The 23781-nt window shown below is 59.9% G+C and carries 24 protein-coding genes; 13 read left to right on the top strand and 11 right to left on the bottom strand.

The genetic code is table 11. The features are described 5' to 3' along the window. Positions 1–56 precede the first annotated feature (56 nt). Positions 57–992, top strand: a complete 936-nt coding sequence (locus tag RSF91_RS11880) for a LysR substrate-binding domain-containing protein (RefSeq protein ID WP_332568678.1) — start codon at positions 57–59, stop codon at positions 990–992. Between the two features lie 81 nt (positions 993–1073). Here the strand turns inward: RSF91_RS11880 and RSF91_RS11875 are convergent, their stop codons facing one another. Together RSF91_RS11875 and rpsU are read right to left on the bottom strand one after the other, a co-directional pair. Beyond that, the gene (locus RSF91_RS11875; RefSeq protein WP_332568617.1) at positions 1074–1520 is read right to left on the bottom strand and encodes a GatB/YqeY domain-containing protein; all 447 of its coding nucleotides are present in this window, start codon (positions 1518–1520) and stop codon (positions 1074–1076) included. A 193-nt stretch (positions 1521–1713) separates the two neighbouring features. Further along, complete coding sequence (rpsU, locus tag RSF91_RS11870) at positions 1714–1926, bottom strand: 30S ribosomal protein S21 (RefSeq protein WP_099736161.1); 213 nt, start codon at positions 1924–1926, stop codon at positions 1714–1716. Between the two features lie 483 nt (positions 1927–2409). Between rpsU and RSF91_RS11865 the strand changes: the two genes are divergently transcribed. Beyond that, on the top strand, positions 2410–3459 hold the full coding sequence (locus RSF91_RS11865; RefSeq protein WP_332568616.1) for a BMP family protein: 1050 nt from the start codon (positions 2410–2412) through the stop codon (positions 3457–3459). An 88-nt stretch (positions 3460–3547) separates the two neighbouring features. On the opposite strand, the gene RSF91_RS11860 is transcribed toward RSF91_RS11865, so the two are convergent. Further along, a complete protein-coding gene (locus RSF91_RS11860) occupies positions 3548–4816 on the bottom strand; it encodes an NAD(P)/FAD-dependent oxidoreductase (RefSeq protein WP_332568615.1) in 1269 nt (422 codons plus the stop codon). Between the two features lie 231 nt (positions 4817–5047). Here RSF91_RS11860 and RSF91_RS11855 point away from each other — a divergent pair, with 231 nt between their 5' ends. Further along, the gene (locus RSF91_RS11855; protein WP_332568614.1) at positions 5048–5545 is read left to right on the top strand and encodes an acyl-CoA thioesterase; all 498 of its coding nucleotides are present in this window, start codon (positions 5048–5050) and stop codon (positions 5543–5545) included. Between the two features lie 57 nt (positions 5546–5602). Here the strand turns inward: RSF91_RS11855 and cobA are convergent, their stop codons facing one another. Continuing rightward, positions 5603–6394 carry a uroporphyrinogen-III C-methyltransferase gene (cobA, locus tag RSF91_RS11850; protein ID WP_332568613.1) on the bottom strand — a complete coding sequence of 264 codons (792 nt, stop codon included), beginning with the start codon at positions 6392–6394 and terminating at the stop codon, positions 5603–5605. A gap of 10 nt (positions 6395–6404) precedes the next feature. Beyond that, positions 6405–7400 (bottom strand): DNA-binding protein YbiB, encoded by a 996-nt coding sequence (ybiB, locus tag RSF91_RS11845; protein ID WP_332568612.1) that lies wholly within the window; start codon positions 7398–7400, stop codon positions 6405–6407. 145 nt (positions 7401–7545) lie between these two features. Here ybiB and RSF91_RS11840 point away from each other — a divergent pair, with 145 nt between their 5' ends. From RSF91_RS11840 to tsaD, 6 genes are all read left to right on the top strand, one after another. Then, positions 7546–8448: a glutamate ABC transporter substrate-binding protein gene (locus tag RSF91_RS11840; protein ID WP_332568611.1), complete on the top strand. Its 903-nt coding sequence runs from the start codon at positions 7546–7548 to the stop codon at positions 8446–8448. Positions 8449–8451: 3 nt separating this feature from the next. Further along, positions 8452–9114, top strand: coding sequence for an amino acid ABC transporter permease (locus RSF91_RS11835; RefSeq protein ID WP_332568610.1), 663 nt, complete (start codon positions 8452–8454; stop codon positions 9112–9114). After that, positions 9111–9911, top strand: a complete 801-nt coding sequence (locus RSF91_RS11830) for an amino acid ABC transporter permease (RefSeq protein WP_332568609.1) — start codon at positions 9111–9113, stop codon at positions 9909–9911. Before RSF91_RS11835 ends, RSF91_RS11830 begins: the two co-directional genes overlap by 4 nt. 230 nt (positions 9912–10141) lie before the next feature. Next, positions 10142–10825: a DUF937 domain-containing protein gene (locus RSF91_RS11825; protein WP_332568677.1), complete on the top strand. Its 684-nt coding sequence runs from the start codon at positions 10142–10144 to the stop codon at positions 10823–10825. 146 nt (positions 10826–10971) lie between these two features. After that, on the top strand, positions 10972–11421 hold the full coding sequence (locus RSF91_RS11820; RefSeq protein ID WP_332568608.1) for a CBS domain-containing protein: 450 nt from the start codon (positions 10972–10974) through the stop codon (positions 11419–11421). 92 nt (positions 11422–11513) lie between these two features. Beyond that, on the top strand, positions 11514–12554 hold the full coding sequence (tsaD, locus tag RSF91_RS11815; RefSeq protein ID WP_332568607.1) for a tRNA (adenosine(37)-N6)-threonylcarbamoyltransferase complex transferase subunit TsaD: 1041 nt from the start codon (positions 11514–11516) through the stop codon (positions 12552–12554). Between the two features lie 62 nt (positions 12555–12616). Here the strand turns inward: tsaD and wrbA are convergent, their stop codons facing one another. Then, positions 12617–13219, bottom strand: coding sequence for an NAD(P)H:quinone oxidoreductase (wrbA, locus tag RSF91_RS11810; RefSeq protein WP_332568606.1), 603 nt, complete (start codon positions 13217–13219; stop codon positions 12617–12619). Between the two features lie 412 nt (positions 13220–13631). On the opposite strand from wrbA, the gene RSF91_RS11805 reads away from it, so the two are divergent. Next, on the top strand, positions 13632–14258 hold the full coding sequence (locus tag RSF91_RS11805) for a hypothetical protein (protein ID WP_332568605.1): 627 nt from the start codon (positions 13632–13634) through the stop codon (positions 14256–14258). Positions 14259–14393: 135 nt separating this feature from the next. Here the strand turns inward: RSF91_RS11805 and RSF91_RS11800 are convergent, their stop codons facing one another. Next, positions 14394–14777 (bottom strand): Hsp20/alpha crystallin family protein, encoded by a 384-nt coding sequence (locus RSF91_RS11800; protein ID WP_332568604.1) that lies wholly within the window; start codon positions 14775–14777, stop codon positions 14394–14396. Positions 14778–14868: 91 nt separating this feature from the next. On the opposite strand from RSF91_RS11800, the gene RSF91_RS11795 reads away from it, so the two are divergent. Then, positions 14869–16161 carry a branched-chain amino acid ABC transporter substrate-binding protein gene (locus RSF91_RS11795; protein WP_332568603.1) on the top strand — a complete coding sequence of 431 codons (1293 nt, stop codon included), beginning with the start codon at positions 14869–14871 and terminating at the stop codon, positions 16159–16161. Positions 16162–16230: 69 nt separating this feature from the next. On the opposite strand, the gene mltB is transcribed toward RSF91_RS11795, so the two are convergent. Genes mltB through RSF91_RS11775 form a run of 4 tightly spaced genes read right to left on the bottom strand, consistent with a single transcriptional unit; the run spans position 16231 to position 21563 of the window. Beyond that, positions 16231–17448 (bottom strand): lytic murein transglycosylase B, encoded by a 1218-nt coding sequence (gene mltB, locus RSF91_RS11790; RefSeq protein WP_332568602.1) that lies wholly within the window; start codon positions 17446–17448, stop codon positions 16231–16233. Continuing rightward, positions 17445–19553, bottom strand: a complete 2109-nt coding sequence (locus tag RSF91_RS11785; protein WP_332568601.1) for a transglutaminase family protein — start codon at positions 19551–19553, stop codon at positions 17445–17447. The genes mltB and RSF91_RS11785 overlap by 4 nt, the downstream gene beginning before the upstream one ends. Beyond that, the gene (locus tag RSF91_RS11780) at positions 19550–20608 is read right to left on the bottom strand and encodes a DUF58 domain-containing protein (RefSeq protein WP_332568600.1); all 1059 of its coding nucleotides are present in this window, start codon (positions 20606–20608) and stop codon (positions 19550–19552) included. Before RSF91_RS11780 ends, RSF91_RS11785 begins: the two co-directional genes overlap by 4 nt. Before the next feature lie 34 nt (positions 20609–20642). Then, positions 20643–21563 carry an AAA family ATPase gene (locus RSF91_RS11775; RefSeq protein ID WP_332568599.1) on the bottom strand — a complete coding sequence of 307 codons (921 nt, stop codon included), beginning with the start codon at positions 21561–21563 and terminating at the stop codon, positions 20643–20645. A gap of 36 nt (positions 21564–21599) precedes the next feature. On the opposite strand from RSF91_RS11775, the gene RSF91_RS11770 reads away from it, so the two are divergent. Both RSF91_RS11770 and RSF91_RS11765 read left to right on the top strand, forming a co-directional pair. Further along, positions 21600–22559 (top strand): histone deacetylase family protein, encoded by a 960-nt coding sequence (locus RSF91_RS11770; RefSeq protein WP_332568598.1) that lies wholly within the window; start codon positions 21600–21602, stop codon positions 22557–22559. A 21-nt stretch (positions 22560–22580) separates the two neighbouring features. Beyond that, positions 22581–23357, top strand: coding sequence for an enoyl-CoA hydratase (locus RSF91_RS11765; RefSeq protein ID WP_332568597.1), 777 nt, complete (start codon positions 22581–22583; stop codon positions 23355–23357). Positions 23358–23781 lie beyond the last annotated feature (424 nt).

The raw sequence follows: 23781 nt of genomic DNA, 5'->3' as shown, positions 1-23781 counted from the left end.
CTGCGCTGCATACAATCGCCTGATCGTGGTTTGATTGTTTACACATCGTGCGGAAAATGCCCTCGCCAGAAGACCTGCGCGTCTTCACTACCGTGGTGCGCAAGGCCAGCTTTGCCGAAGCGGCTGCGGCGCACAGTGCCTCTCCGGCCTATGTCAGCAAACGCATTCGGTTGCTGGAGGAGGAACTAGGTGTCAAGCTGCTGCACCGCACCACGCGGCGCGTGGCGGTGACCGAGCAGGGCGAGCGCGTCTACCACTGGGCGCAGCGCATTCTGGATGAGGTCGAACATCTGCTGCAGGAGGTGGACGTGACGCGCCGCCAGCCGCGCGGGCTGCTGCGCGTATCCACCAGCTTTGGCTTTGGCCGCAACGTGGTGGCGCCTGCACTGTCGCAGCTGATTGCGCAATACCCGGCGCTGCAGCTGCGGCTGGAGGTGTTTGACCGCATTGTGGATGTGGCGGCTGAAGGCTTTGATCTGGATGTGCGCGTGGGCGACGAGATCGCGCCGCATCTGATTGCCCGGCATCTGGCCGACAACCACCGCGTACTGTGCGCCGCGCCAGCCTATCTGCAGCGGCGCGGCAGCCCCCGCACGATCGATGAGCTGGCGGGTCACGACTGCCTGGTCATCAAGGAGCGTGATCACCCGTTCGGTGTGTGGAAGCTGCGTGCGGGTGCGCAAGAGCGCAGCGTGAAAGTGACAGGGCCGCTATCGACCAATCATGGCGAAATGGCCGTGCAATGGGCGCGTGATGGCCACGGTATTGTGCTGCGCTCGCTCTGGGATGTGGCTGCGGACCTGCAGGCGAGGCGGTTGGTACAGTTGTTGCCCGAATGGCGGCAGGAGGCCAATATCTGGGCTGTGTACCCGACGCGGCTGGAGCGCTCAGCCAAGGTGCGCGTTTGCGTGGAGTTTCTGCAAGAATACTTTCGCCAGCAAGCGGTGCAAGTATTGAGTGTCACTATCAAAAAAGAAGCTGCTGGCGCATGATATTCAAACACTTCAGATAGTTTCCTTTCTGAAATGCCTGCAATACCAGCGCAAGCAGCTTCTAATTTTGATGCGCGCTGATTATTGGCTCAGCGAGGCCTTCACGGCAGCAGACACCAGACCCATATCGGCCTTGCCAGCCAGCTGAGTCTTGACGGCGCCCATCACCTTGCCCATGTCGCCGGGGCCAGTGGCACCCAGATCGGCCACGATGGCTTGCACGGCGGCGGTGATTTCGGCTTCGGTCATGCGCACGGGCAGGTAGACCTTGAGCACTTCCATCTCGGCCTTTTCCACATCGGCCAGGTCCTGGCGGTTGGCGGATTCAAAAGCGGTAATGGAGTCCTTGCGCTGCTTGAGCAGCTTGTCGACTATGGCGATGATGGCTGCGTCGTCCAGCTCAATGCGCTCGTCCACTTCTTTTTGCTTCATCGCGGCCTGCAGCAGGCGGATGGTGCCAAGGCGAACGCTGTCCTTGGCGCGCATGGCGGTCTTCATGTCTTCGGTAATCTGGGCTTTCAAGCTCATGGCTTTCTCCTTAGTGTAGGCCATTGTGAAATCAAGCGATGACCTTGTTGCATATGCTTGATTACGCAATGGCTTGGAGGTCACTGCGCAGCAATCAACATTACCCGCAGTGGCCAGAAAACAAAAAACCCGCGCCTGGCGTCCCGAGCGCGGGTTTTCGGCTGTTTTACGGCCGGCTAGTCCTAATCAACGATTAGTACAGCTTCTTAGGCAGTTGCATGCTGCGAACGCGCTTGTAGTGGCGCTTCACGGCAGCAGCCTTCTTGCGCTTGCGCTCGGCTGTAGGCTTTTCGTAGAACTCACGTGCGCGCAGGTCGGTCAGCAGACCCAGCTTTTCGATAGTGCGCTTGAAGCGGCGCAGAGCAACTTCATGAGGTTCGTTTTCTTTGACGCGGATAGTAGTCATTCAATTTCCAGATATATCTGTGCCGACAGAGGGTTCCCGGGAAGATCGCGCCTGAGAGCCATGTACAGCGGTTTTCCCCGCCACTTTTTAACTAGTATGGCCGACGGGGTAATGCCAGCAAAGTCGAGCATTATAAACCAAGAGTTGACCGCTTGGCGGATTGCATCGCGATGATGCTCGCTTTTGCATATGTCGCGCTGTTTTCGCAGTGCCGAGCAGCATGTGACGGGGCTTCGTCGTACTGCCTGAGCGGTTTCGGAGCGTGGCAAAGCGCTATCTGCTGATTATCGCGAATACGAAATTCAAGAAGGTCGTGCTTCCCAAAAGCAATGTCTGGTGATGGTGGATCGGGGGTTTCTTGGTAGCAATGTGTGCACTAAAAGTGCATACAGTTTGAAAAATAAATTTCATGACTCAGGTCAAGAAATGAGTAGTTCCGCATTGATGTGCGGGACGGTTTTCTGTGTCCCAGGAGCTTTTATCGTGTCCAGTCTTTCTCATTCGTCTCTTCTTTCACGTCGTCAATGGCTGGCTACAAGCGTTGCCGTACCGGGCTTGCTGGCGTTGACGGCCTGCGCCAGCAAAGCCGGTGTGTCGGCACAAGCTGCGTCGGTATCTTCTTTGGTGGTGGGTGGACTGTTTGCCGGTTCGCGCAGTGACAAGGGCTTCATGGAAGCCGGTTGGCGCGGCCTTGAAAAGGCGCGTGAGGAACTGGGCGTGCAAACCCGTTTTCTCGATGGCATGGCACCGCGCAAAGAGCTGCTGCTGCCCGCACTCAATCAGCTGGCCGAGCAGGGCGCGCAGCTGGTGATAGCGCATGGTGGCCAAAACAATCAGGCCGCCGTGGAGGCTGCTGCGCGCAACCCCAAGACCCAGTTTGTGGTGACTCAGGGTACGGTGCAGGCCGCCAACCTTTCGAGCTACGACGTGCTGCAGGAAGAGTCGGCCTATCTGGCCGGTGTGCTGGCCGCGCTCACCACCAAGACCGGTGTGGTCGGCCATATGTCCGGCATTCGCGTGCCGCCAGGCCTCAAGGGCCGTGCGGCCTATGCAGCGGGCGTGCGCGATACCGACCCCAAGGTTAAATTGCTGACGAATTTCTCGGGCGATCAGGACGATAACGCCCTGTCGCACCGCATTGCCAAGGCCCAGATGGCAGCGGGTGCCGATGTAATCTTCACCATGCTTAACTCCGGCCGCAATGGCGTGACTCAGGCTTGCCGCGAAGCTGGTACGCGCCAAATCGGCAATGTGATTGACTGGACGGCAGTGGATTCGCAGGTGTTCGTGGCTTCGGCCTGGGCTGATGTGGGCATTGGCGCTTTCCTGGCCGTCAAGGACATGCAGCAGCGCGGCGCACCCGGCCCCGGCATTCACAAGATTGGTCTCAGCGACCCGGCAGCCGTGCGGTTGACCATGGGCAAGGATGTGGCTGCCAGCGTGCGCGAGCGCGTGGCCAAGACTTCGGCCGCGATTGTGGCGGGATCACTCAAGGTACCGGAGAACTATGCGGGACCAGAGTTCACTGCCTGATCAATTCGGGGTCTGAACGAAAAAAGGATGGCCAGGCCATCCTTTTTTTATAGCGGCTACCGCTTTCAGAATAATGGCTGAAGGCCATTCAGGCGCTGTTTTTCTCGGCCATGGCCTGCGCGCAGGCCGCAGCGCTGGCCCAGGCCCATTGAAAGTTGTAGCCGCCCAGCCAGCCGGTGATGTCCACCACCTCGCCAATGAAGTACAGGCCCGGCTGGGTTTTGCATTCCATGGTTTGCTGAGACAGCACCTTGGTGTCCACGCCGCCCAAGGTCACTTCGGCCTTTTTGTAGCCTTCGGTGCCCGTGGGCGTGATTTCCCAGCGGCTCAACTGCTCTGCCAGTTTGGTCAGGGCCTTGTCGCTGGCTTCGTTGATGGGGCGCTGCAGTTCGGGCATGCGGCTCACCCAGGCATCGGCCAGACGGGCGGGCAGGTGGGCGGCCAGTTCATTGGCCACCAGCTTGCGCGAGTTGAGCTTGGCTTGGGTCAGCACTTCCAGTAGGTCCACGCCGGGCAGCAGGTTGACCTGCAGTGGTGTGCCGGGCTTCCAGTAGCTGGAGATTTGCAGCACGGCCGGGCCAGACAGGCCGCGGTGGGTGAACAGCAGGTCTTCATTAAAGGCCATGCGTTCCTTCTTGCTGCCGGTGCTGATCTCTACCGGCAGGGCCAGGCCCGAGAGTCCGGCATAGGGCTGCCAGCCGTCGCCATCAAAGGTCATGGGCACGAGCCCGGGTGTGCGTTCAATCAGTGGCAGATCAAACTGCTGGGCCAGCCGGTAGCCAAAGTCCGTCGCGCCAATCTTGGGAATGCTCAGGCCGCCCGTAGCAATGACCAGATTGCTCGTCTGCACCAGACCACGATCCGTCTCAATTTGATAGCTGCTTGCGCTTGATGTATCTGAAGTTGAGGCCGAAAATGCTATTTTTTTGACCTGGCAAGGCTGCCAGTGCTGCACGCCGCCTGAGCTGCATTCGGTCTGCAGCATGGCGATGATGTCCTCTGCCGAGCGATCGGCAAACAGCTGACCCTTGTGCTTTTCGTGGTGGGCAATGCTGTGCTTGTCCATCAGCGCGATGAAGTCTGCCGGAGTGAAGCGCGAGAGGGCGGAGCGGCAGAACTGCGGGTTCTGACCGACAAAGTGCTTGTGCGGTGCGCGCACATCCAGATCGCGGTTGGTGAAGTTGCAGCGACCGCCGCCCGAGATGCGGATTTTTTCAGCCACCTTGGGTGCGTGGTCGATGAGCAGCACTTTCAAGCCTTGCTGGCCTGCACGGGCAGCGCAGAACAGGCCGGCGGCACCGGCGCCAATGATGATGGCGTCAAAAATCTGAGAGGGGGCCTGAGAGGAGGAAGACACGGCGGGCAGGGCGCTGAAGCACGAAAAGGGAAGCGCAGATTGTCCCAGATGGCTCAGATTCCCGGCTCGTCCACCACAAAGCCCCAGAAATCCCCGGAGGAGATATGTCTGCTGCGCCCGAGCGTCTTGTTTGAGGGCGCTCGGAGGAAAGTCCGCATGCAGCCTGTTGCGCTGTTGGGGTATGTGCGGGCGCCAAGCATGAGCAAAGGATCACTTCTAGAATCGCGCCCCATGAATACACCTTCCCACCAGCTCAGCATGACCGTGCTCATGTCCCCTGACATGGCCAACTTCTCCGGCAACGTGCACGGCGGAGCCATCCTGAAGCTGCTTGACCAGGTCGCCTATGCCTGCGCCAGTCGCTATGCCGGTCGCTATGTAGTGACCTTGAGCGTGGATCAGGTCATGTTTTTGCAGCCCATCCATGTGGGCGAGCTGGTGACCTTCCTCGCCAGCGTGAATCACACCGGTAAGTCATCGATGGAAATCGGCATCAAGGTGATTGCCGAAGAAATCCGTGACAAGGTGGTGCGCCATGTGAACAGCTGCTTCTTCACCATGGTGGCGGTCGATGACGACAAAAAGCCGGCACCCGTGCCCCAGCTGCAGCTGGAGAACGATGAAGAAAAGCGCCGCTGGCAAGCCGCCATCATCCGCAAGGAACTGCGCAAGGACATGGCCGAGCGCTTTGCCCAGATTCGCGTGGAAACCGGCGCGACGGCTGCTTAAGCTGAAACACTCCATTGAAAAAGGCCGCTTGATGCGGCCTTTTTGCTGGGTACATGCTCAGGCGACGAGTCGCTGGCCATGCTCTACCTGCCATGCGGCAATGCCGCGCACCACATCGCCCACCACGATGATGCTGGGGCTACCCAGTTTTTCATCGGCAATGCACTGCGGTAAATCTTTCAAAAAAGTGAGCGCATGGCGCTGATGGGGCAAGCTTGCATGCTGGATGATTGCCACAGGCGTGCTGCCGGGCAAGCCACTCATCAGCTCGTCGCTGATGCGGTCCACGCTGCTCACACCCATGTAGATCACCAGCGTCAGCTTGGCCGCATGGGCGGTGGTGGCAATCTGGCGCCAGTCGGGGCCGCTGTCGCCGGGCTTGGCGTGACCGGTCATGAAGAGCACGCCGTGGGCGCGGTCACGGTGGGTCAGCGGGGCGCCCAGGCTGGTCAGTCCGGCAAGGCCGGAGGTGATGCCGTTGATGACTTCTACCGCAATGCCTGCCTCGCGCAGGTGCTCCACCTCTTCGCCACCGCGGCCAAAGATGAAGGGGTCTCCGCCCTTGAGGCGCACCACGCGCTCGCCCTCTTGCACGGCGGCAATCATCAGCTTCTCAATAAAGGCCTGCGGTGTGCTCTTGCAGCCGCCGCGCTTGCCTACATAAACGACGCGTGCCTCAGGGCTGGCGTGGGCCATGATGGCATCGCTGACCAGATCATCGACAAACAGCACGCTGGCTGCCGCAATGGCTTTGGCCGCTTTAATGGTCAGCAGGTCCGGGTCGCCAGGGCCCGCGCCCACCAGTGTGCAGGAGCCGTGAGAGAGAGTCGTCGGAGTGTGGGCGAACATGTCGGTGCTTTCAGTCGGGGCTGCGGTTAAAGGCTTGCAGTGAGGCGCGGCCTTGCGCATTGTTGGTTTGCATGGCGTGGTGCAGCGCCACAATTTGTTCGACCTGCTGCGCAATAGGCGCGGGTACAGGGCGCTGGCCGCTCAGCATTTCTTCAGTCAGCTGAGCGGTTTGCTGGGCATTTAAATCTTGCTCTGGCGGGGTATTCTCCGCACCCAATATGAGCTGGCTGCTATGAATGGCAGAGCGCTCAAAACAAATCTCACCGGCTATCACGCCTATGCTGGCAGGCTCGCGGTGCGGGGCGGCTACGGCTTCGCCCTCGGTGCCGCGCACCAGCAGGGCGCTGGTGTTGCGCAGAGCTAAGGTCTCGGCCATGGGCAGGGCATAGGCCGGGTGGGTGTAACTGGCCAGCACCAGACCGGAGCGGGTCGTATCAGGCCCATGGATGGGGTCCAGCAGCTTGACGATGCTGTGCGCTGGGTTGCGCAGGCCCATCTGGCGGCGAATTTGCAGCAGCCGCGCAAGCGGTGCCAGCAGGTGGCGGGTCTGCATCCAGACCTTGTCTCCGGCCTCAAGCGCGGTGGGGCGTTCAACGCTGGTCCAGCCCAGTTGCTGCCAGACCTCGCCCGTGCCAAGGCGTTTGTCGTCGGTATTGCAGCCGTGCACCAGCACGGGCAGGCCTTTTTTTGTGAGCAGGCCGGCCAGCAGCGGCGTGAGATTGGCCAGCTTGCGCGAGCCGTTGTAGCTGGGGATGACGACCACGGGCTGGGCCGTGGTCGCCTGCGGCCATGCGGGCAGGCGCTGCTGGGTGGCATCAAGAAAGCCGGCCAGTTCTTCAGTGCTTTCGCCCTTGAAGCGCATGGCAATGCAAAAGCCGCCCAGCTCCAGATCGCTGGCTTGGCCATCCAGTACCTGGCCCATCAAATCACAGGCTTGCGCACGCGTAAGAGAACGCGCACCCTTGGTGCCGCGACCGATTTCCTTGATGTAATGGCTGATGCTCATGATTCATGTAATTGTCGCCATAAAAAACATGCTCCATCAGACCATTTGGTTATATCTAAATCAGAAGGAGCGGCTGACCGTATGGCCGCTTACGCACTCATAACTGCTATATATTGATTTAAGTAACACCATTTAAGAGGGTCGCATGTCGATCAAAGCAATTCTGAAACCGACTGTGATGGCTCTGGCGCTTGTCACCAGTGGGACACTTTTCGCGCAAGGCACACCCATCAATGCAGCGGCGTACGACGCGCTGGTTGCCCAGGGCCCGGTTGCCAGCGCTGCGACCATTGCGTCAAGCACCTGGGCCAGCAAGATCAAGCAGGCCGGCACGCTGCGCCTTGGCAGCACGCAAACCTCGAACCTGTTCTCGCTGCTCAACGAAAAAGACGGCAAGATTCGTGGCTTTGACATGGGTCTGGCTCAGCTCATCACTCGCTACATCCTGGGCGATGGGGCCAAGTACCAGTTCACACAGGTGACTTCGTCCACGCGTGAGCAGGTGCTCATCAACAATCAGGTGGACATGGTGTTTGCCACCTACTCCATCACCCCCGCCCGCGCTGAAAAAATCTCGTTCGCCGGCCCTTACTACAACTCCCAGACCGGGGTGCTGGTTAAGGCGAACAACAAGACGATCCAGTCGTACAACGATCTGGCGGGCAAGAAGGTCGCCACGCAGGCCGGCTCCACAGGGCCTGCAATTCTGGCGCAGTACGCAAGCAAGGCGGTCGTGCAAGAGTTTCAGACGCATCAGGAATCGCTTGATGCAATGCGCCAGGGACGTGTGGATGCCTATGTGACCGATTACACGTTGCTGCTTAATGCCCTGAGCCTTGGCGCCAGCAATGCACGGCTGGCGGGTGCGCCTTTTGGTGCGCTGGACCCCTACGGCGTTGGACTGCCCAAGGGCTCTGACGGTGTGGCTTTCATCAATGCCTTCCTGAAAAAGCTGGAAGCTGATGGCACCTGGGCCAAACTCTGGATGGTTTCTATCGGGCAGCGTACCGGTAGCACGGCGGTTCCTACGCCGCCAGCTCTCCCATAAACGATGGGTGATGTTTACAGGCTGCTGGCCGACCATGGGCCTGCCTTCGGGCAGGCCCTCTTTCTGACATGGAAGCTCACGCTCGTCTCGTTCGTGCCCGGGTTCTTGCTGGGCATGGTCGTGGCGGTGCTTAGGCTTCTTCCGCTGCCACCGCTGCGCTTTGTTCTGACCGGCTATGTCGAGATCTTTCGCAATATTCCCAGCGTCGCGCTGCTGATCTTCATCGTATTCGCGCTGCCTGATCTCAACATCTTGATTGACTATGAACCCAGCGTGATCCTGACGCTGACGCTGGTCTGCTCTGCTTTCACCGCGGACTACTTGCGCGCGGGCATCAACACCATTCCTGGCAGCCAGATTGAGGCCGCACTCAGCCTTGGCATGCGGCCGATGCAGATCATCTCTGCGGTGGTCTTGCCGCAGGCGCTGCGCGCGGTGGTGCAGCCGATGACCTCGCTGCTCATTGCGCTGATGCTTTCGACCTCGCTGGCGTCGCAGGTGCCTTTCCCAGGCCGGGAGCTCACCACGCTTGTGTCCAAAATCGCGAACGATTCTGCAGTCGGCATTGCCGCATTTGCAGTGGCCGCGGCCATGTACGTGCTGACGGGTTTGTTCATTGCCTGGGCTGGCTCCATGCTGGAAAAGAAAGTGCGGGTATTGCGATGAGCCGCCCTGTGGAAGACATTCTGTTTGGGGCTCCAAGCCCACAGGCCAAGCTCACAACCCGGGTGATGAGCGTGATCTTGGCCATCGTGCTGCTTTTGCTGGCTGGGGGTGTTGCGCTCCAGTTTCATTCTGCAGGGCAGCTTGAAGCCTCATTCTGGGAATTCTTCGCTTGGTCTACGACCTGGGCTTTCCTTGCCAAAGGTCTGCTCGGTACGCTGGCATCGGCGGCCATGGCTGCCGTCATCGCGCTGACCCTCGGGCTGGTGCTATTGCTGGGGCGGCTGGCCAGGTCGCGGCTTGTGCGCTGGCCGAGCATCGCAGTCATCGAGTTCCTGCGCGGCACACCGACGCTGCTGCTCATCTATGTGTGTTTCCTCGTGCTCCCGTCTGTCGGGCTGAAGCTGAGCACCTATTGGATGTTGACCTTGCCCGTTGGCCTGAGTACCGCTGCCGTAGTGGCCGAGGTGTATCGTGCAGGCGTGCTCGCTGTGCCCCGCGGTCAGACCGATGCTGGGCGAAGCCTGGGGCTGACAGAAGCCCAGGTTTTTTTCTTCGTCGTTTTCCCCCAGGCCCTTCGATACATTGTCCCGGCACTGGTCGCACAACTGGTCATCGTGGTGAAGGACACCACCTTCGGCTACGTTGTCACCTACGGTGAACTCATGCAGAACGCCAAGGTGCTCATCGCTAACTACAACTCTCTGGTGCCTGTGTACCTGGTTGTGGCGGCGCTTTACTGTCTTGTTAACTACGCGATATCAAGGGCAAGCAAATGCCTCGGTCGACCCAAATATTGAGCTTCATCCGGCATGGCTGCGCATGCATGGCGTCGCTTGGTATTCATCTTTCGTGCGCCATCAGTTTTCATTGATCTCTTACATTCGGAGGCGTTCATGAGACGATGGTCTGGCGTCTGAGTGGCTTAGCACAGCCCATGGTGTTTTTGAGGCATTGACAGCTGCGGAACATTGATGACAATTTTTCGCCACGCTACACGCTTACTATGAGCGCTGTTTTTTCAGGAGCAATCGACATGACCGCATCTTTGACCGACGAATTGATGGGCCAACTGCAAGGCGCCCCCATGCAAGGCTTGGCCCAGCAACTGGGCCTGGACTCTGTGCAGACCGAGCAAGCCGTAGGCGTGGCACTGCCCATGCTGTTCGGTGCTCTGGGCCAGAACTCGGCGCAGCCTCAGGGTGCGGCCGATCTGTTTGGTGCGCTGCAGCGCGATCACACCAGTGCCAATGGTGCGATGGACTTGGGTGGTCTGCTGGGCGGTTTGCTCGGTGGCGCAGGTGGCGGTGCGGGCGCAGCCGGTGGTCTGGGCGGTCTGCTTGGCGGCTTGTTGGGCGGTGCCGGTGGCGGTGCTGGCGCAGGTGGCTCGATTCTGGGCAATATCTTCGGCGGCCAGCAGCAGCAGGCTGAGTCCCAGCTGGGGCAAGCTACAGGTCTGGGCGGAAACTCCGGCCAACTGCTGGCCATGCTGGCTCCTCTGGTCATGTCCTTCCTGGCCAACCGCGTGCAGTCGCAGGGCATGGGCGCTAGTGATCTGGGCAGTGCTCTGGGTCAGGAACGCAGCCAGATTCAGTCGCAAGGCGGCATGGCTGGCGGCATTCTGGGCAGCCTGCTTGACCAGAATGGCGACGGCAAGCTGGATGTGGGCGATCTGTTCAAGCTGGGCGGCAGCCTGCTGGGTGGCCGTCGTTAAGCGTTCAGTCGCATTGCACAAAAAAGGCAGCGTCGGCTGCCTTTTTTTATGCGGGCATCGCCTGATTGCCGCAATGCAGCAAGGCTTTCACACTGGTTGTGTTCTCATGCGTTGTGCATGACTGCCTATTCTGAAAGGAGAATCAGATGACGACCGTAGCCGAAATTCTGCGTGCCAAGGGCAACAGCACCATTCACAGCGTCTCTCCCTCCGACACCATGCTGACTGCGCTGCAGCTCATGGCTGATAAAAGCATTGGCGCGTTGCTGGTGCTGGAAGGTGGCGAGATCGCGGGCATCGTGACCGAGCGTGATTACGCCCGCAAGATCGCGCTGCAGGGCCGCAGCTCTGCCAGCACCCGGGTGGATGAGGTCATGACGCGCAAGGTGCATTGCGTGCTGCCGCGCCAGACCAGCGAAGAGTGCATGGCGCTGATGACCAACAACCGCATGCGCCACCTGCCCGTGATCAACGAGTCCCGCAAGCTGCAGGGGCTGATCTCCATTGGCGACATCGTCAAGGAAATCATCTCGGCGCAGCAGTTCACCATCGATCAGCTGGAACACTATATTTCCGGCTCGCCGCACGTCAAATAAGCGCGAGCAGCTATCGTTTGAATAGTGAAGGCGGACAGGGCTAATGTCCGTCTTTCCTGCATCTGGAGGGCGCAAGTTCTACACTTGCGCCCATGAGTTTGCTGATCCTGGGAATCGAATCTTCTTGTGATGAAACCGGTGTGGCCCTGGTGCGCACATCCGACGGCCAAGGTGTGCCCACCTTGCTGAGCCATGCGCTGCATAGCCAGATTGAAATGCACCGCGCCTATGGCGGCGTGGTGCCCGAGCTAGCCAGCCGCGACCATATTCGCCGTGTGCTGCCGCTGACCGAAAAAGTGCTGGCGGATGCAGGCGTGGAGCTGGATAGCGTCGATGTCGTTGCCTTTACGCGCGGCCCCGGCCTTGCTGGCGCCCTGCTGGTGGGCTCTGGCGCGGCCTGCGCCATGGCGGCGGCGCTTGATAAGCCCGTGCTGGGTGTGCATCACCTTGAAGGGCATTTGCTATCGCCCTTTCTGAGTGAAGACCCGCCAGAGTTTCCGTTCATCGCCTTGCTGGTTTCGGGCGGACACACCCAGATCATGCGTGTGGACAGCGTGGGCGAATACGAAATCCTGGGTGAGACCATTGATGACGCAGCGGGTGAGGCGTTTGACAAATCCGCCAAGCTCATGGGTCTGCCCTATCCCGGCGGCCCCGTGCTCTCCAAACTGGCCGAGGCTGGTGACCCCAAGGCCTTCAAGCTGCCGCGCCCCTTGCTGCACTCGGGTGATCTGGATTTCTCATTCGCGGGCTTGAAGACGGCTGTGCTGACGCAGGCCAAAAAGCTGGGCGACGAGCTGGAAGAGCGCAAGGCCGATCTGGCCGCCAGCACGCAGGCCGCCATTGTGGAAGTGCTGGTCAAGAAGACCATGGCCGCTCTTAAACAGACCCATATGAAGCGCGTGGTGGTCGCTGGTGGCGTGGGAGCCAACAAGCATCTGCGTGAGCAACTCAACGAAGCCTGCGCCAAGCTCAAGATTCGTGTGCATTACCCCGAACTGCATCTATGCACCGACAACGGTGCCATGATTGCCATGGCCGCTGCCATGCGTATACAGGCCGGGCGTGAGCAAGCCCAGCATGAATACGCGTTTGATGTGAAGCCGCGCTGGCCGCTGGACTCGCTCAAGTAAGCGATCCATAGCAAGTCAATAAAAAGCAGCCCGAAGGCTGCTTTTTTCATAGCTACTCGCGCTTATCCCGCAAGCTTTACCGCCAGTTTGGCCACATTCTGTCCTTGATAGCGGGCAATGCTCAGCTCGTCAGGATGAGGCTGGCGCGAGCCGTCGGGTCCTGCAATTGTCGATGCACCGTAGGGCGAGTTGCCGCCCTTGACGGCAGCCAGATTGGTCTGCTCGGGCAGAGGAAAGCCCAGCGGAACAATGATCATGCCGTGGTGGGCGAGAGTTGCCCAGGTGGTTGTGGCCGTCATCTCCTGACCGCCGCCAGAGCCGGTGGATGTGAAAACGCTGCCTAGCTTGTTGACCAGTGCGCCCTTGACCCACAGGCCGCCGGTCTGGTCGAAGAAGGTGCGCATCTGGCCCGGCATATTGCCAAAGCGGGTGGGGACGCCAAACAGAATGGCGTCGTAGTCGGCCAGCTCCATGGGGCTGGCGACAGGCGCTACCTGATTGGCCTTGCCGCCTGCATTTTTGAAAACATCTTCGGGCATGGTCTCGGGCACACGCTTGATGGTGACCTCGGCGCCCGCAACGCTACGAGCACCTTCCGCCACGGCTTGGGCCATGGTTTCGATATGACCGTACATGGAGTAATACAGCACCAGAACTTTTGCCATTGTGATCAGCCTTGAAAAATGAGATCGGGGAGTAATGCCGTTTAGCGGCATGCGGAGTATTGTTGGGCAGGAGCCTGCATCTGCCCCCCACAAGTTTGAAGTGCGTGGTTGTAGGTCAACAAGCCAATCAAACCCGTAGAAGCTGCTGCACCAGAGTCGCTCATTGATCAAGAGCAGGATGTCAAAAATAGTGATGACTTGGTGCTATTTGCTCTTGATTGAGTAGCGGGAAGCCTTTGTCTATAAAGAGCTTTGTCAAAAAAGAGGATGAGTTTCAAGGCCGTAAGGCACTGTTTGCTAAAGCTGACGCTGCAGCCGATAAACAGGTCTGTCGGACATACTGGACTTGGCAAATCGTAAGACGCATTCGCTGCGAGCATGCGGCGTTGACTAAGCAGAACAGGAAGAAGCCATGAATCAGAACTGGGCAGGATGGACAGCATGTGTAGCCGTGGTGGCTACATTGGCTGGCTGTGGTGGCGGAGGAGACAGCGCAAGTACTCCTGCGGCTGGCACGCAAGGCGGAGCTACAAGCGAGGCTCTTGCACCAGCTGGCGGAGGTCAAGCGGACTCTGCCGGTAAGCTATTTTTTGGTGTCTGGAAAAGCCAAACTGGCTGCTCCAGCAACTGGGATCTGGTTCCTGCTGCAGATTCTGGCAAAGGCTCGTTTCGCATTGATGATGTGACATTTACTGAGACGAGCATGGCTCGCCAGCACAGCTTATTCAGCGACGGCAACTGCACGCAACATGTAGGTACCGTAACGTATATCTATGATCTGGTATGGAGCGCCAGCAGCATTACTGGTTGGAGCGACGTAGCTCGTGTAGAAGCAAAATTCAACCGCTATGACGTGAGCAACAATTCCATCGTTCTTGATCCTGCCGCGAAAGAGGCCCCTGGCAATCTGACCAAATCGATTCTTGCTATCAAAGATACAGGGGCGGAGAAGTCACTTTACTGGGCAGATAGCAAATCTTCCAAAGACGCTGAGGGCTACCCAACGGCTGTCAGAAACTATTCAACGGATGTGCGGTAAGTCCTGGAAGCCGTTAACCCATTCGCAAAAAAGCCCGCAGTGCTTGCGCATTGCGGGCTTTGTGCTTTCCGGTCAGCCCCTGCTAAGAGAAGATGGAAGAAAGGATGAGGCTGACTGGTCGGCGGTAAACAGCGCTTATTCGATGCTCAAGGTCACAGCTTTGGACTGTGGTTCAAGCTTGGCCAGAGCCAGCGTCAGCACGCCATGCTCCAGTTTTGCCTTGCTGTTGGCGGCATCGACTTCATGGTCCAGCTCCCAGGTGTATCTGACCTGGCGGGGCGCACCTTCCACGCTTTCGAGCTTGACCAGCGCACCTTCAATCGAGAGCTTGAGCTGCTCGCGTGCCAGGCCTGGAACATCGAGCGTCAAGGTCGTGAATTTTTCATCGCGGCTGACTTGAACCTGGCGTTGTACGGGGCTTGCGGCTCCCAGGCTGTCTTGCAGAAAACGCTGCAGTGCCAGGTCGGCGGCGCGAGGGGATACAAAGGTATTACGGCTCATTACAGGGGCGAAGAACATGGTGTTTAACTCCTTTAAACTGCGCGGCTTGCGTTGTTGCCGCTTGGTTTACAGGTAGGTGGTGGCAAGCGCATTTCAAGAGGTTTTTTTGATGAATAAATTGCGCCGTGATGTCTTGAAATATCTGCAGTTGCCACTACTATGCGCGCCGTTGGGGGCTGTGGGGGCTGCTTTTGCTGCTTCTCCAAAGCAGGTGTTGCCCCCCATCAAGCTGGCGCTGGTGGAGAGTCTTTCGGGCCCGTTTGCGAATACGGGAGAGGCCGTTTTTCGCAACCTGCTGTGGGCGACCGAGCGCGTGAATGCGCATGGTGGTGTGCGCCTGCCGGATGGCAGTCACACACTGGTAATTGAACGCTATGACAGCAAGGGCCAGAACGAAGAAGCGCTGTCGGCCCTGCGCGCAGCCATAGACAACGGTGCGCGCATCATCATGCAGGGCAATTCATCGGCCACTGCGGCGGCGCTGCTGGATGCGATTGAAAAGCACAACAGCCGCGACCCGTCGCGCCGTGTGCTGTATCTGAATTATTCGGCGGTAGACCCGGCGCTGACCAATGAGCGCTGCAGCTTCTGGCACTTCCGCTTTGATGCCCATGCCGACATGCGTATGGCAGCGCTGATGGAGGTCATCAAAGACGATAAAGCGGTGCAAAGCGCCTATCTGATCGGGCAGGACTACAGCTTTGGTCAGGCCGTGCTGCGCGAGGCCAGACGCCAGCTGGCGGCGCAGCGGCCTGATGTGCGTATCGTGGGCGATGAGCTGCACCCTGTGGGCCGGGTCAAAGACTTTGCGCCCTATGCCGTCAAGATCAAGCAAAGCGGCGCGCAGGCCGTGATTACGGGTAACTGGGGTAATGACTTGATGCTGCTGGTCAAGGCGGCGCGAGAGGCGGGCTACGAAGGGCGTTTTTACACCTTCTACGGCAATGCACTTGGGGCACCAGCTGCGCTGGGCGATGCGGGCGTGGGCAAGGTGCTGGCCGTGGCGGACTGGCTGCCCAATGTGCCAACGGCCCAGAGCCGGGCGTTTTACCAGTCCTTCCGCCAGCGCTTTCCGGATCCGCGAGATGACTATGTGCACATGCGCATGCAGCTGATGATCGAGGCGCTGGCCCAGAGTCTGGAAAAAGCCGGCAGCACCGACACGGTGGCCGTGGTCCGCGCCATGGAACAGGCCCAGGTGCAGCTCGCGGGCCGCTCAGGCCGAATGCGTGCAGCAGACCACCAGTTTCAGCAATCGCTGGTGGTAGGCATGATGGAAAAGCAGGGCGGCGCTGGCGTGGACTTTGATGTGGAAGGCTCGGGCTACGGCTTCAAGGTGGTGCGCGAGATTGCGGCCGCCAAGGCCGAGATGCCCAGCCAGTGCCAGATGAAGCGGTTTTGAGAGCGCTTGAAAAATATCAAATCAATAGCTGCTAGCGCTTATGAATTAAGCGCTGCAGCCTGATTCCATTTAATTTTTGGCGGTCTGATTGCTGAGGTAGGCCTCATGCACTTCGCGGCCTAGCTCGATCACGGACAGTGCATAGAACGCCGACCAGTTGTAGCGCGTGATGGCGTAGAAATTCTCTGTGCCCGCAATGTATTCGGTGGGGCCTGAGCTGCCGTTTTTCAGCTCAATCAGCGCGAGAGGGCGCTCATAGCTTTCAGCGCCCAGCACGCGCACATTGCGCTCGGCCATTTGCGTGGCGGTGAAGGTCGGGTTGATGTCGGGGGCCAGCAAGGTGGCGAGGTTCTCGCCTTGAGCGCGCATGTCGACGGTGAAGGCCGTGGGCAGGCCGGGCTTCCAGCCGTGGCCGATGAAGTAGTTGGCCACGGAGCCAATCGCGTCGGTCGCGCTGTTGAACAGGTCGATGCGGCCATCGCCATCAAAATCGACGGCATATTTGTCCCAGCTGCTGGGCATGAACTGGCCCAGACCCATGGCCCCGGCGTAGCTGCCGCGCAGTGCAAACGGGTCAGAGCCTGTGCGGTTGGCGGTGACCAGCACCTGCTCCAGCTCGCCGCGGAAGTAATCGGTGCGGGCCTGCGCGCGCGGGTGAGATTGCGGAAAGTCCAGCGTTAGTGTGGCCAGCGCATCCATCACGCGGAAGTTGCCCATGTTGCGGCCGTAAATGGTTTCTACGCCGATGATGCCGACGATGATTTCGGCGGGCACGCCAAACTGCTGCTCAGCACGCGCGAGCGCCTGGCGGTTGGCCTGCCAGAACTGCACGCCAGCGCGAATGCGCACGGGGTCGATAAAGCGGCTGCGGTACACCGTCCAGTTCTTCACAAAGGTCTTGCCTGCGGGCGTCATCAGGCGTGTGACCACGGGCAGATTGCGCGCTTCGCTTAGCTGCGCACGCACCCAGTCGGCGGGCAGGTCACGGCGGCTGGCAATGTCGGCGGCAAGTTGCATGGCGTCATCACGGCTGGCGTAGGCCACGGAGGCTGCCGCCGCTGCTGCGGCAATCGGCGCGGCTTTCTTGAGCGTCTTTTTTGCGGGTGCGGCCATGTCACGGCTGGCGTAGGCCACGGAGGCTGCCGCCGCTGCTGCGGCAATCGGCGCGGCTTTCTTGAGCGTCTTTTTTGCGGGTGCGGCCATGGCGCTGGCCGTCAGCAGGCACAAGGCCAAAGCGCTCAGTGTTTTGGCGTTGAAGCGCTTGTTGTTCATTGGGTTGATGCTCATGTTTTTAGTTCTTCGGAGTTCTTTGGAGTAGTAGGCCAGCTCTGGCGTTTGATGGTTTGCCAGCGCTGACGCAATGTTTTGAGGGCGGTCTCGTCAGGTGTGGACGGCGCTGCATAGCGTAGCCGCTCCATGTCCAGAAGCCAGTCAGATAAGGTCGTCGCCAGAGGAGAATTTGCGCCCCACTGTGTCTGCACGCTGCGTGCCAGGCTGCGGGCAGAGTCGCTGGCGCTGCTTTGAATGCCTGCACGCTGCAGGCGCTGCTGCGCCGTGTGCATCAGCTGGCTCCAGCCGTCGCGCTGGGGGCGCGTGAAGCGAGCCCAGACCAGCCACAGCAGCGCAAGGGCGCTGAGGCTGCCGGCCAGCAGGCGCAGCAGATCGGTCCAGCTGGGTGATTCAAAGCCCAGGTTTTGCAGCAGATTAAGTTGGCGGCTTTGCGTGTAGTTGATGACCCACTGGTTCCAGTGGCCGTTCACAGCTTCCCATACGGCGCGCAGCTTTTCCAGCGTGCCGCTATCGACAAAATTGCCCATGGCGCTGGCAAGCGCGCCACGCGGTGCGCTCAGTCGCTGAAGCTGGCCGACGCGCCCGGGTGACACGGCTCCGGTGGGGTCCACGCGGCTCCAGCCCTGGCCAGCAATCCAGACCTCGGTCCATGCGTGGGCGTCGCTGTTGCGCACGGTCCAGTAGTTGTCCACGCTGTTGCGGTCGCCGCCCTGATAACCGGTGACGATGCGCGCAGGCACGCCCATGCCGCGCATCAGCACGGCAAAGGCCGAGGCAATGTGCTCGCAAAAGCCTTGCTTGCTGTCAAACCAGAAGTCGTCGGCGGTATGCATGCTGTCCACCACGCCGGGCTCCAGTGTGTAGGTATAGCCACCGGTTTTCAGGCGCTGAAGTGCGGCGGCAATCAGTGTGCCGGTGTCTGCATTGGCACCCAACTGGGCACGCAGTTGCTCACCCAGCGCCTGTGTGCGCGGGTTGCTGCCGGGCGGCAGTTGCAGGTAGCGCTGCAGCTCTGGCGTGGCCCGTAGCGGGCCGTAGCTGAAGTCGAGATAGCTTTGCGCATCTACGCGCAGCACATCGGTGATGGGGCGCCAGGTCAGCCACTGCAAGCTGGATGTCATGCGCGTGCGACCGATGGAGGCGCCGGGCGGTGTCTGTGGCTCGGTCTTGACGGCGTCCAGCAGCGTCAGCCTGCGGCGCTTGCTGGGCTCGATCAGCATCTGGTAGCGAATGGGCTCGCCGCGCACGCGCAGCTGCGGCGCAGTCATGGCTTCCGCCATGGTGTCGGCTTGCCAGTTGCGGCCATCAAACTGGCTGAGCACCGGGCCACGGAAGTACAGGGTGTTGCCCGGCGGCTCCTTCTCGCCCGGTGTATCGAAGCGAATGCGCAGCGCCACGCTGTCGTCCATGGCCAGCGATGCAACCTCGCCCACGCGCATGTTCTCAGACAGGCCAGAACGACCTGCCATATCGTCAGAAGGCACACCCCACAGCGGCGCCATGCGCGGAAAGAACAGAAACAGCGCGACCATGACCGGAGCGCCCCAGAGCGCCAGCCAGCCCGCAGTGCGTAGCGCCTGTATCAAAGGCGGTTTGCCCGCCGTCATATGCGCGTTAACCAGTGCGGTGAGCAGCCCCATCAGGCCCAGCACCATGGCGACGGCGATGGGCAGCGACTGGGAATAGAAGAAGTTGCTGAGCAGTACAAAAAAGCCCAGAAAGAACACCACCATGGCGTCGCGCCGGGCGCGCAGTTCCAGGGTTTTGAGGGCCAGCAGCATGACGACCAGCGTCACGCCTGCATCGCGGCCCACAATGGTTTTGTGTGTGGCCCAGGTGGCGCCAATGGCAAGGGCTAGCGCGCCTGCCAGCACCCAGCGGCTGGGCAGCGCCGCGCCGGTCAGCGCCAGGCGTGCGCGCCACAGCAACAGGGCTGCAGCGAAGGCGCTGGTCCACCATGGCATTTGCTGAATTTGCGGCAGCAAAATCCATGCGATGACGGCCAGCAAAAACAAAGTGTCCCGCGCATCGCGGGGCAGGGCTGAAAGTTGCTGGAGCCAGTGGTTGTGCGCAGGCTGGTTGAGGGTTTTAAAACGCGTCATGGGCAAGCCGCCAATGCTTCAAGGCAGCGCGTGGTGTGCTGCGCACCGCTGCCGGGGGCTATTTCTTTGCCGCCGGACAGGCGCAGGCCCCAGGTGCGGCCTTGCTGCTCTGCCATCAGCACCCATGCGGTCAAGCGCGACAGGCGGGCCTCGTGGTCGGAAAGGCCGGTCTGGCGAATGTCTAGCCACAGCCGGTGGTGGTGGGCAAACGGCCGGTCGCGGCTGACCAGTTGGTGGCTGCCTGCGGCAAAAGACTGGGCGGCTTTCTTCCACACCACCAGCTTGAGCGGGTCGCCCGTCTGATAGGCCCGCACGCCATCAAATTCTTCGCCGCTGCGCACTTGCGCACTGCTGCGGCCACCGGCTTCAGGGCTGGCGGGTGGCAGAGGGGGTGCATTCGCTTCAGGGGAGGGATAGACCCAGATCGGTGTTTTGGGCCGCCACAGTGCCCAGACGCGAAAGGCACCCAGCGGGTAGCGCGTGAGTATGGACACTGGCGGTAAATCATGCAGGCCGCGCTGCTGGGGCACAAAGCTCAGTTGCACGGCGGTGCTGCCAAGTTCAGGCACATCAACCCAGCTCCACGCGTCGGAATGGTCGGCGCTTTGCCGCGCCTGATGTAGTGCCAGTCCGATGCCCCAGCGGCGCGTGCGGCGGCTGTTGTGCAGCTTGAAATGCAGGGGGCAGGGTGCGTGGGCAAAGCAGCCGCCATGACCACGGGGAGAAATTGCTGTTTGCAGACTGAGTTGCAGACCGCGCAGATTGCCGTGGCCCACCACCATGCTGGCGGCGGCGCTGCCTGCTAGCAAGAAGGTGAGCAGATAGCCAAGGTTGAGCTGGTAGTTGATGGCAGCAACCAGCAGCACGATCAATGTGGCCAGCATGGCCCAGCCCGCCCGCGAAGGCAGGATGTAGACATTGCTCTGTGTCAGCGTCAACTGGTCGGAGCGTGGCAGGCGTGCAAACATCCATTCGCGGAATTTGGCGCGTGGAGACAGGCTCTGAAAGATGTTGGGTATTTTTGGCTTCTCGCCCTTGTGTATAGAGCGCTTCATGCTATGAAATTCATGAGCGATTTCATCGTCATCATCAAGACAGCGGAACGGCTTGCATCATGGCGCGCACCTGCTCCACAGCACCCCGGCCGGCATGGCCTACTGGCACCAGCCGGTGGGCAATTACCTGTGGCAAGATGGCCTGCACATCATCAGGTGCCACATAGTCGCGGCCTTCCATCAAGGCGATGGTTTTGGCAGCGCGCAGCAGCGCAATGCCTGCGCGTGGCGACAGGCCTTGGGCAAACCATTGGCCGTTGCGCGTGGCGGCAATCAGGTCTTGCACATAGTTCAGCAGCGCATCGCTGACATGCACAGCCAGCGCGGCCGCTTGCAGTTGCTGCAACTGCTCTTGATTGATGACGGGCTGCAGCGCATCAGCGGCAGAGCGGCGACCGTTACCCGTCAGCAGCTTGCGCTCGGCGTCGCGTGAGGGGTAGCCCAGACTGATGCGCATGAGGAAGCGGTCAAGCTGGCTTTCAGGCAAGGGGAAGGTGCCAAGCTGATCCAGCGGGTTCTGGGTGGCAATCACAAAAAAGGGCGAGGGCAGGCTGTGGGTCTTGCCCTCGGTGGTGACCTGGCGCTCTTCCATGGCTTCAAGCAGTGCGCTCTGGGTCTTGGGGCTGGCGCGGTTGATTTCGTCGGCCAGCAGCACTTGTGCAAACACCGGGCCGCGGTGGAAGACGAAAGCCTCTCGTCCACGGTCGTAAATGGAGACCCCGGTAAGGTCGCTGGGCATGAGGTCGGCGGTGAACTGCACGCGTGAAAATTGCAGGCCAAAACTGTGCGCCAGAGCGTGGGCCAGCGTGGTCTTGCCCACGCCAGGAACGTCCTCAATCAGCAAGTGACCACCCGCCAACAGGCATGCCACGCCGTCTCTGACCTGATCCTGTTTACCCTCCATCACCGTGTTAAGCTGACTCAAAAGCGCATTAATTGTGTTCTGTGCATGCATGACAGAAACATATCCTAAATAAGCGATAGCGGAGACATGACTGTGGGCAAGACAGGTTATTTCACCCATCGGGACTGCTGGTTGCACGAGATGGGCCCAGGCCATCCTGAATGCCCTGCGCGGCTTGACGCGATAGAAGACCGATTACTTATCACCGGTGTAGGCGACGCGCTGGCGCGCTACGAGGCACCTCTGGCCTCTCTGGCTGAGGTGGAGCTGGCGCATGACCCCATGCACATCGCCGCCCTGCAGGGTCTGACCGATAGACTGGAGCAGGAACTGGCTGCTGGCGGGCCTGAGTACCGACAACTCGACACCGATACCTCCATCAATCGCTACACCTTCAAAGCTGCGCTGCGCTCTGCAGGCGCGACGCTGGCGGCGACCGATGCGGTGATTGCGGGCGAGCTGGAAAATGCTTTTTGTTCCGTGCGCCCGCCGGGTCACCATGCCACGCGCAGCCAAGCCATGGGCTTTTGTTTTTTCAACAATGTGGCTGTGGGCGTGAAGTACGCGCTGGATCGCCATCACCTCAAACGCGTGGCCGTGATTGACTTTGATGTGCACCACGGCAACGGCACCGAAGACATTCTGGCGGGCGATGACCGCGTGCTGATGTGCGGCATCTTTCAGCACCCGTTCTACCCGTTCAGCGGCGACAAGGAACCGGCAGCCAATATGCTGAACGTGCCCGTGGCGGCCTATACCAAGGGCATGGATATTCGCGAGATTGTCGAGATGATGTGGATTCCGCGCCTTGAAGCTTTTAAGCCCGAAATGATCTTCATCAGCGCTGGCTTTGATGCCCACCGCGAAGACGATATGGGCCAGCTGGGCATGACGGAAAACGACTTCACCTGGATCACCATGCGCATCAAGGACATTGCCCGGCGCTTTTCCAAGGGGCGCATCGTCTCCTGCCTTGAAGGCGGCTATGTGATGGACCCGCTGGCACGCAGTGTGGAAGCGCATCTGCGCGTGCTGGCCGATATCTAGTCTGAATACAGGGTGACAACGATGAGTGATTCGTTAGTGCTGATGACTCAGGATGCGCGCGGCGTGGTGTGCATCACCCTCAACGACCCGCAGCGCTTCAATGCGCTGAGCAGCGAAATGCTGACCGAGCTGCAAACGGCGCTGGATGCGGTTGCCCAAAATGAACAGGCCCGCGTGGTGGTGCTGGCGGCTGAAGGCAAGGCCTTTTGCGCCGGGCATAACCTCAAAGACATGGCAGCGCATTCAGAGCTGGCGTACTACCAGCAGCTGTTTGCTCAGTGCAGCCGCATGATGCTATCGGTTCAGAAGCTGCCTGTACCCGTCATTGCGAGGGTGCAAGGCATTGCGACGGCTGCAGGTTGCCAGTTGGTGGCGCAGTGCGATCTGGCCGTGGCCAGCAGCGATGCACGCTTTGCCACCAGCGGCATTCAGTACGGCTTGTTCTGCTCTACGCCCAGCGTGCCGCTGGTGCGGAGCATGCCCATCAAGCAATCCATGGAGATGCTGCTGACCGGCGACTTCATCGATGCGCAGACGGCTTTGCACTACGGTTTGCTCAATCGTGTAGCCCATCCCGATGAGCTGGATGCAGCTGTGGATGCTCTTGTAGCGGGAATTGTGAGCAAGCCCCGCATCGCTATTCAGATGGGTAAGGAGCTGGTTTATCGCCAACGTGAAATGGGGCTGGAGCCGGCCTACCAACTGGCTGGGCAGACCATGGCGGTCAACATGATGGATGCTGCTGCACAAGAGGGTGCTCAGGCCTTTGCGCAAAAGCGCAAGCCGCAGTGGCGATAGTTTTTGGGAAGTGAGAGGGCTTTTTTGCCGTCTGCAGGTGTGTGCTTGCATTGCCAAATCACGCAGCCCGTCCGTTTGAACGACGAGCACAGGCTTTGCCAGTGGTACCTTGTGGGTTTGCCGGGTGTTGCCACGAGGCTCATGGCTTGATTTGACCTAGGTTTTACCCTGGGTTGACTCATCTGAGACCCGTGATTTCACACTGGTTGTGCATAAAATTGAACGGTCGTTCTTTTTTTATGCCATGCCGCACTACAAGGCTGAAGCACAGATACCCGGTCAGATTGACTGAAAACTTGTGTGGAGAGTGTTGCAGTGCCGCATAAAATGAATTCAGTTTACGTAAACGTCAATGCAGTAATCATTAAGGAGCCGCAGCAATGAAGGTATTGGTCCCTGTCAAGCGCGTGGTGGACTACAACGT

This window comes from Comamonas sp. (genome assembly GCF_036643215.1).
Classification (GTDB): domain Bacteria; phylum Pseudomonadota; class Gammaproteobacteria; order Burkholderiales; family Burkholderiaceae_C; genus Comamonas.
The sequence above is the reverse complement of the archived record's forward strand: the minus strand, read 5'-3'. Positions and strand labels throughout refer to the sequence as shown.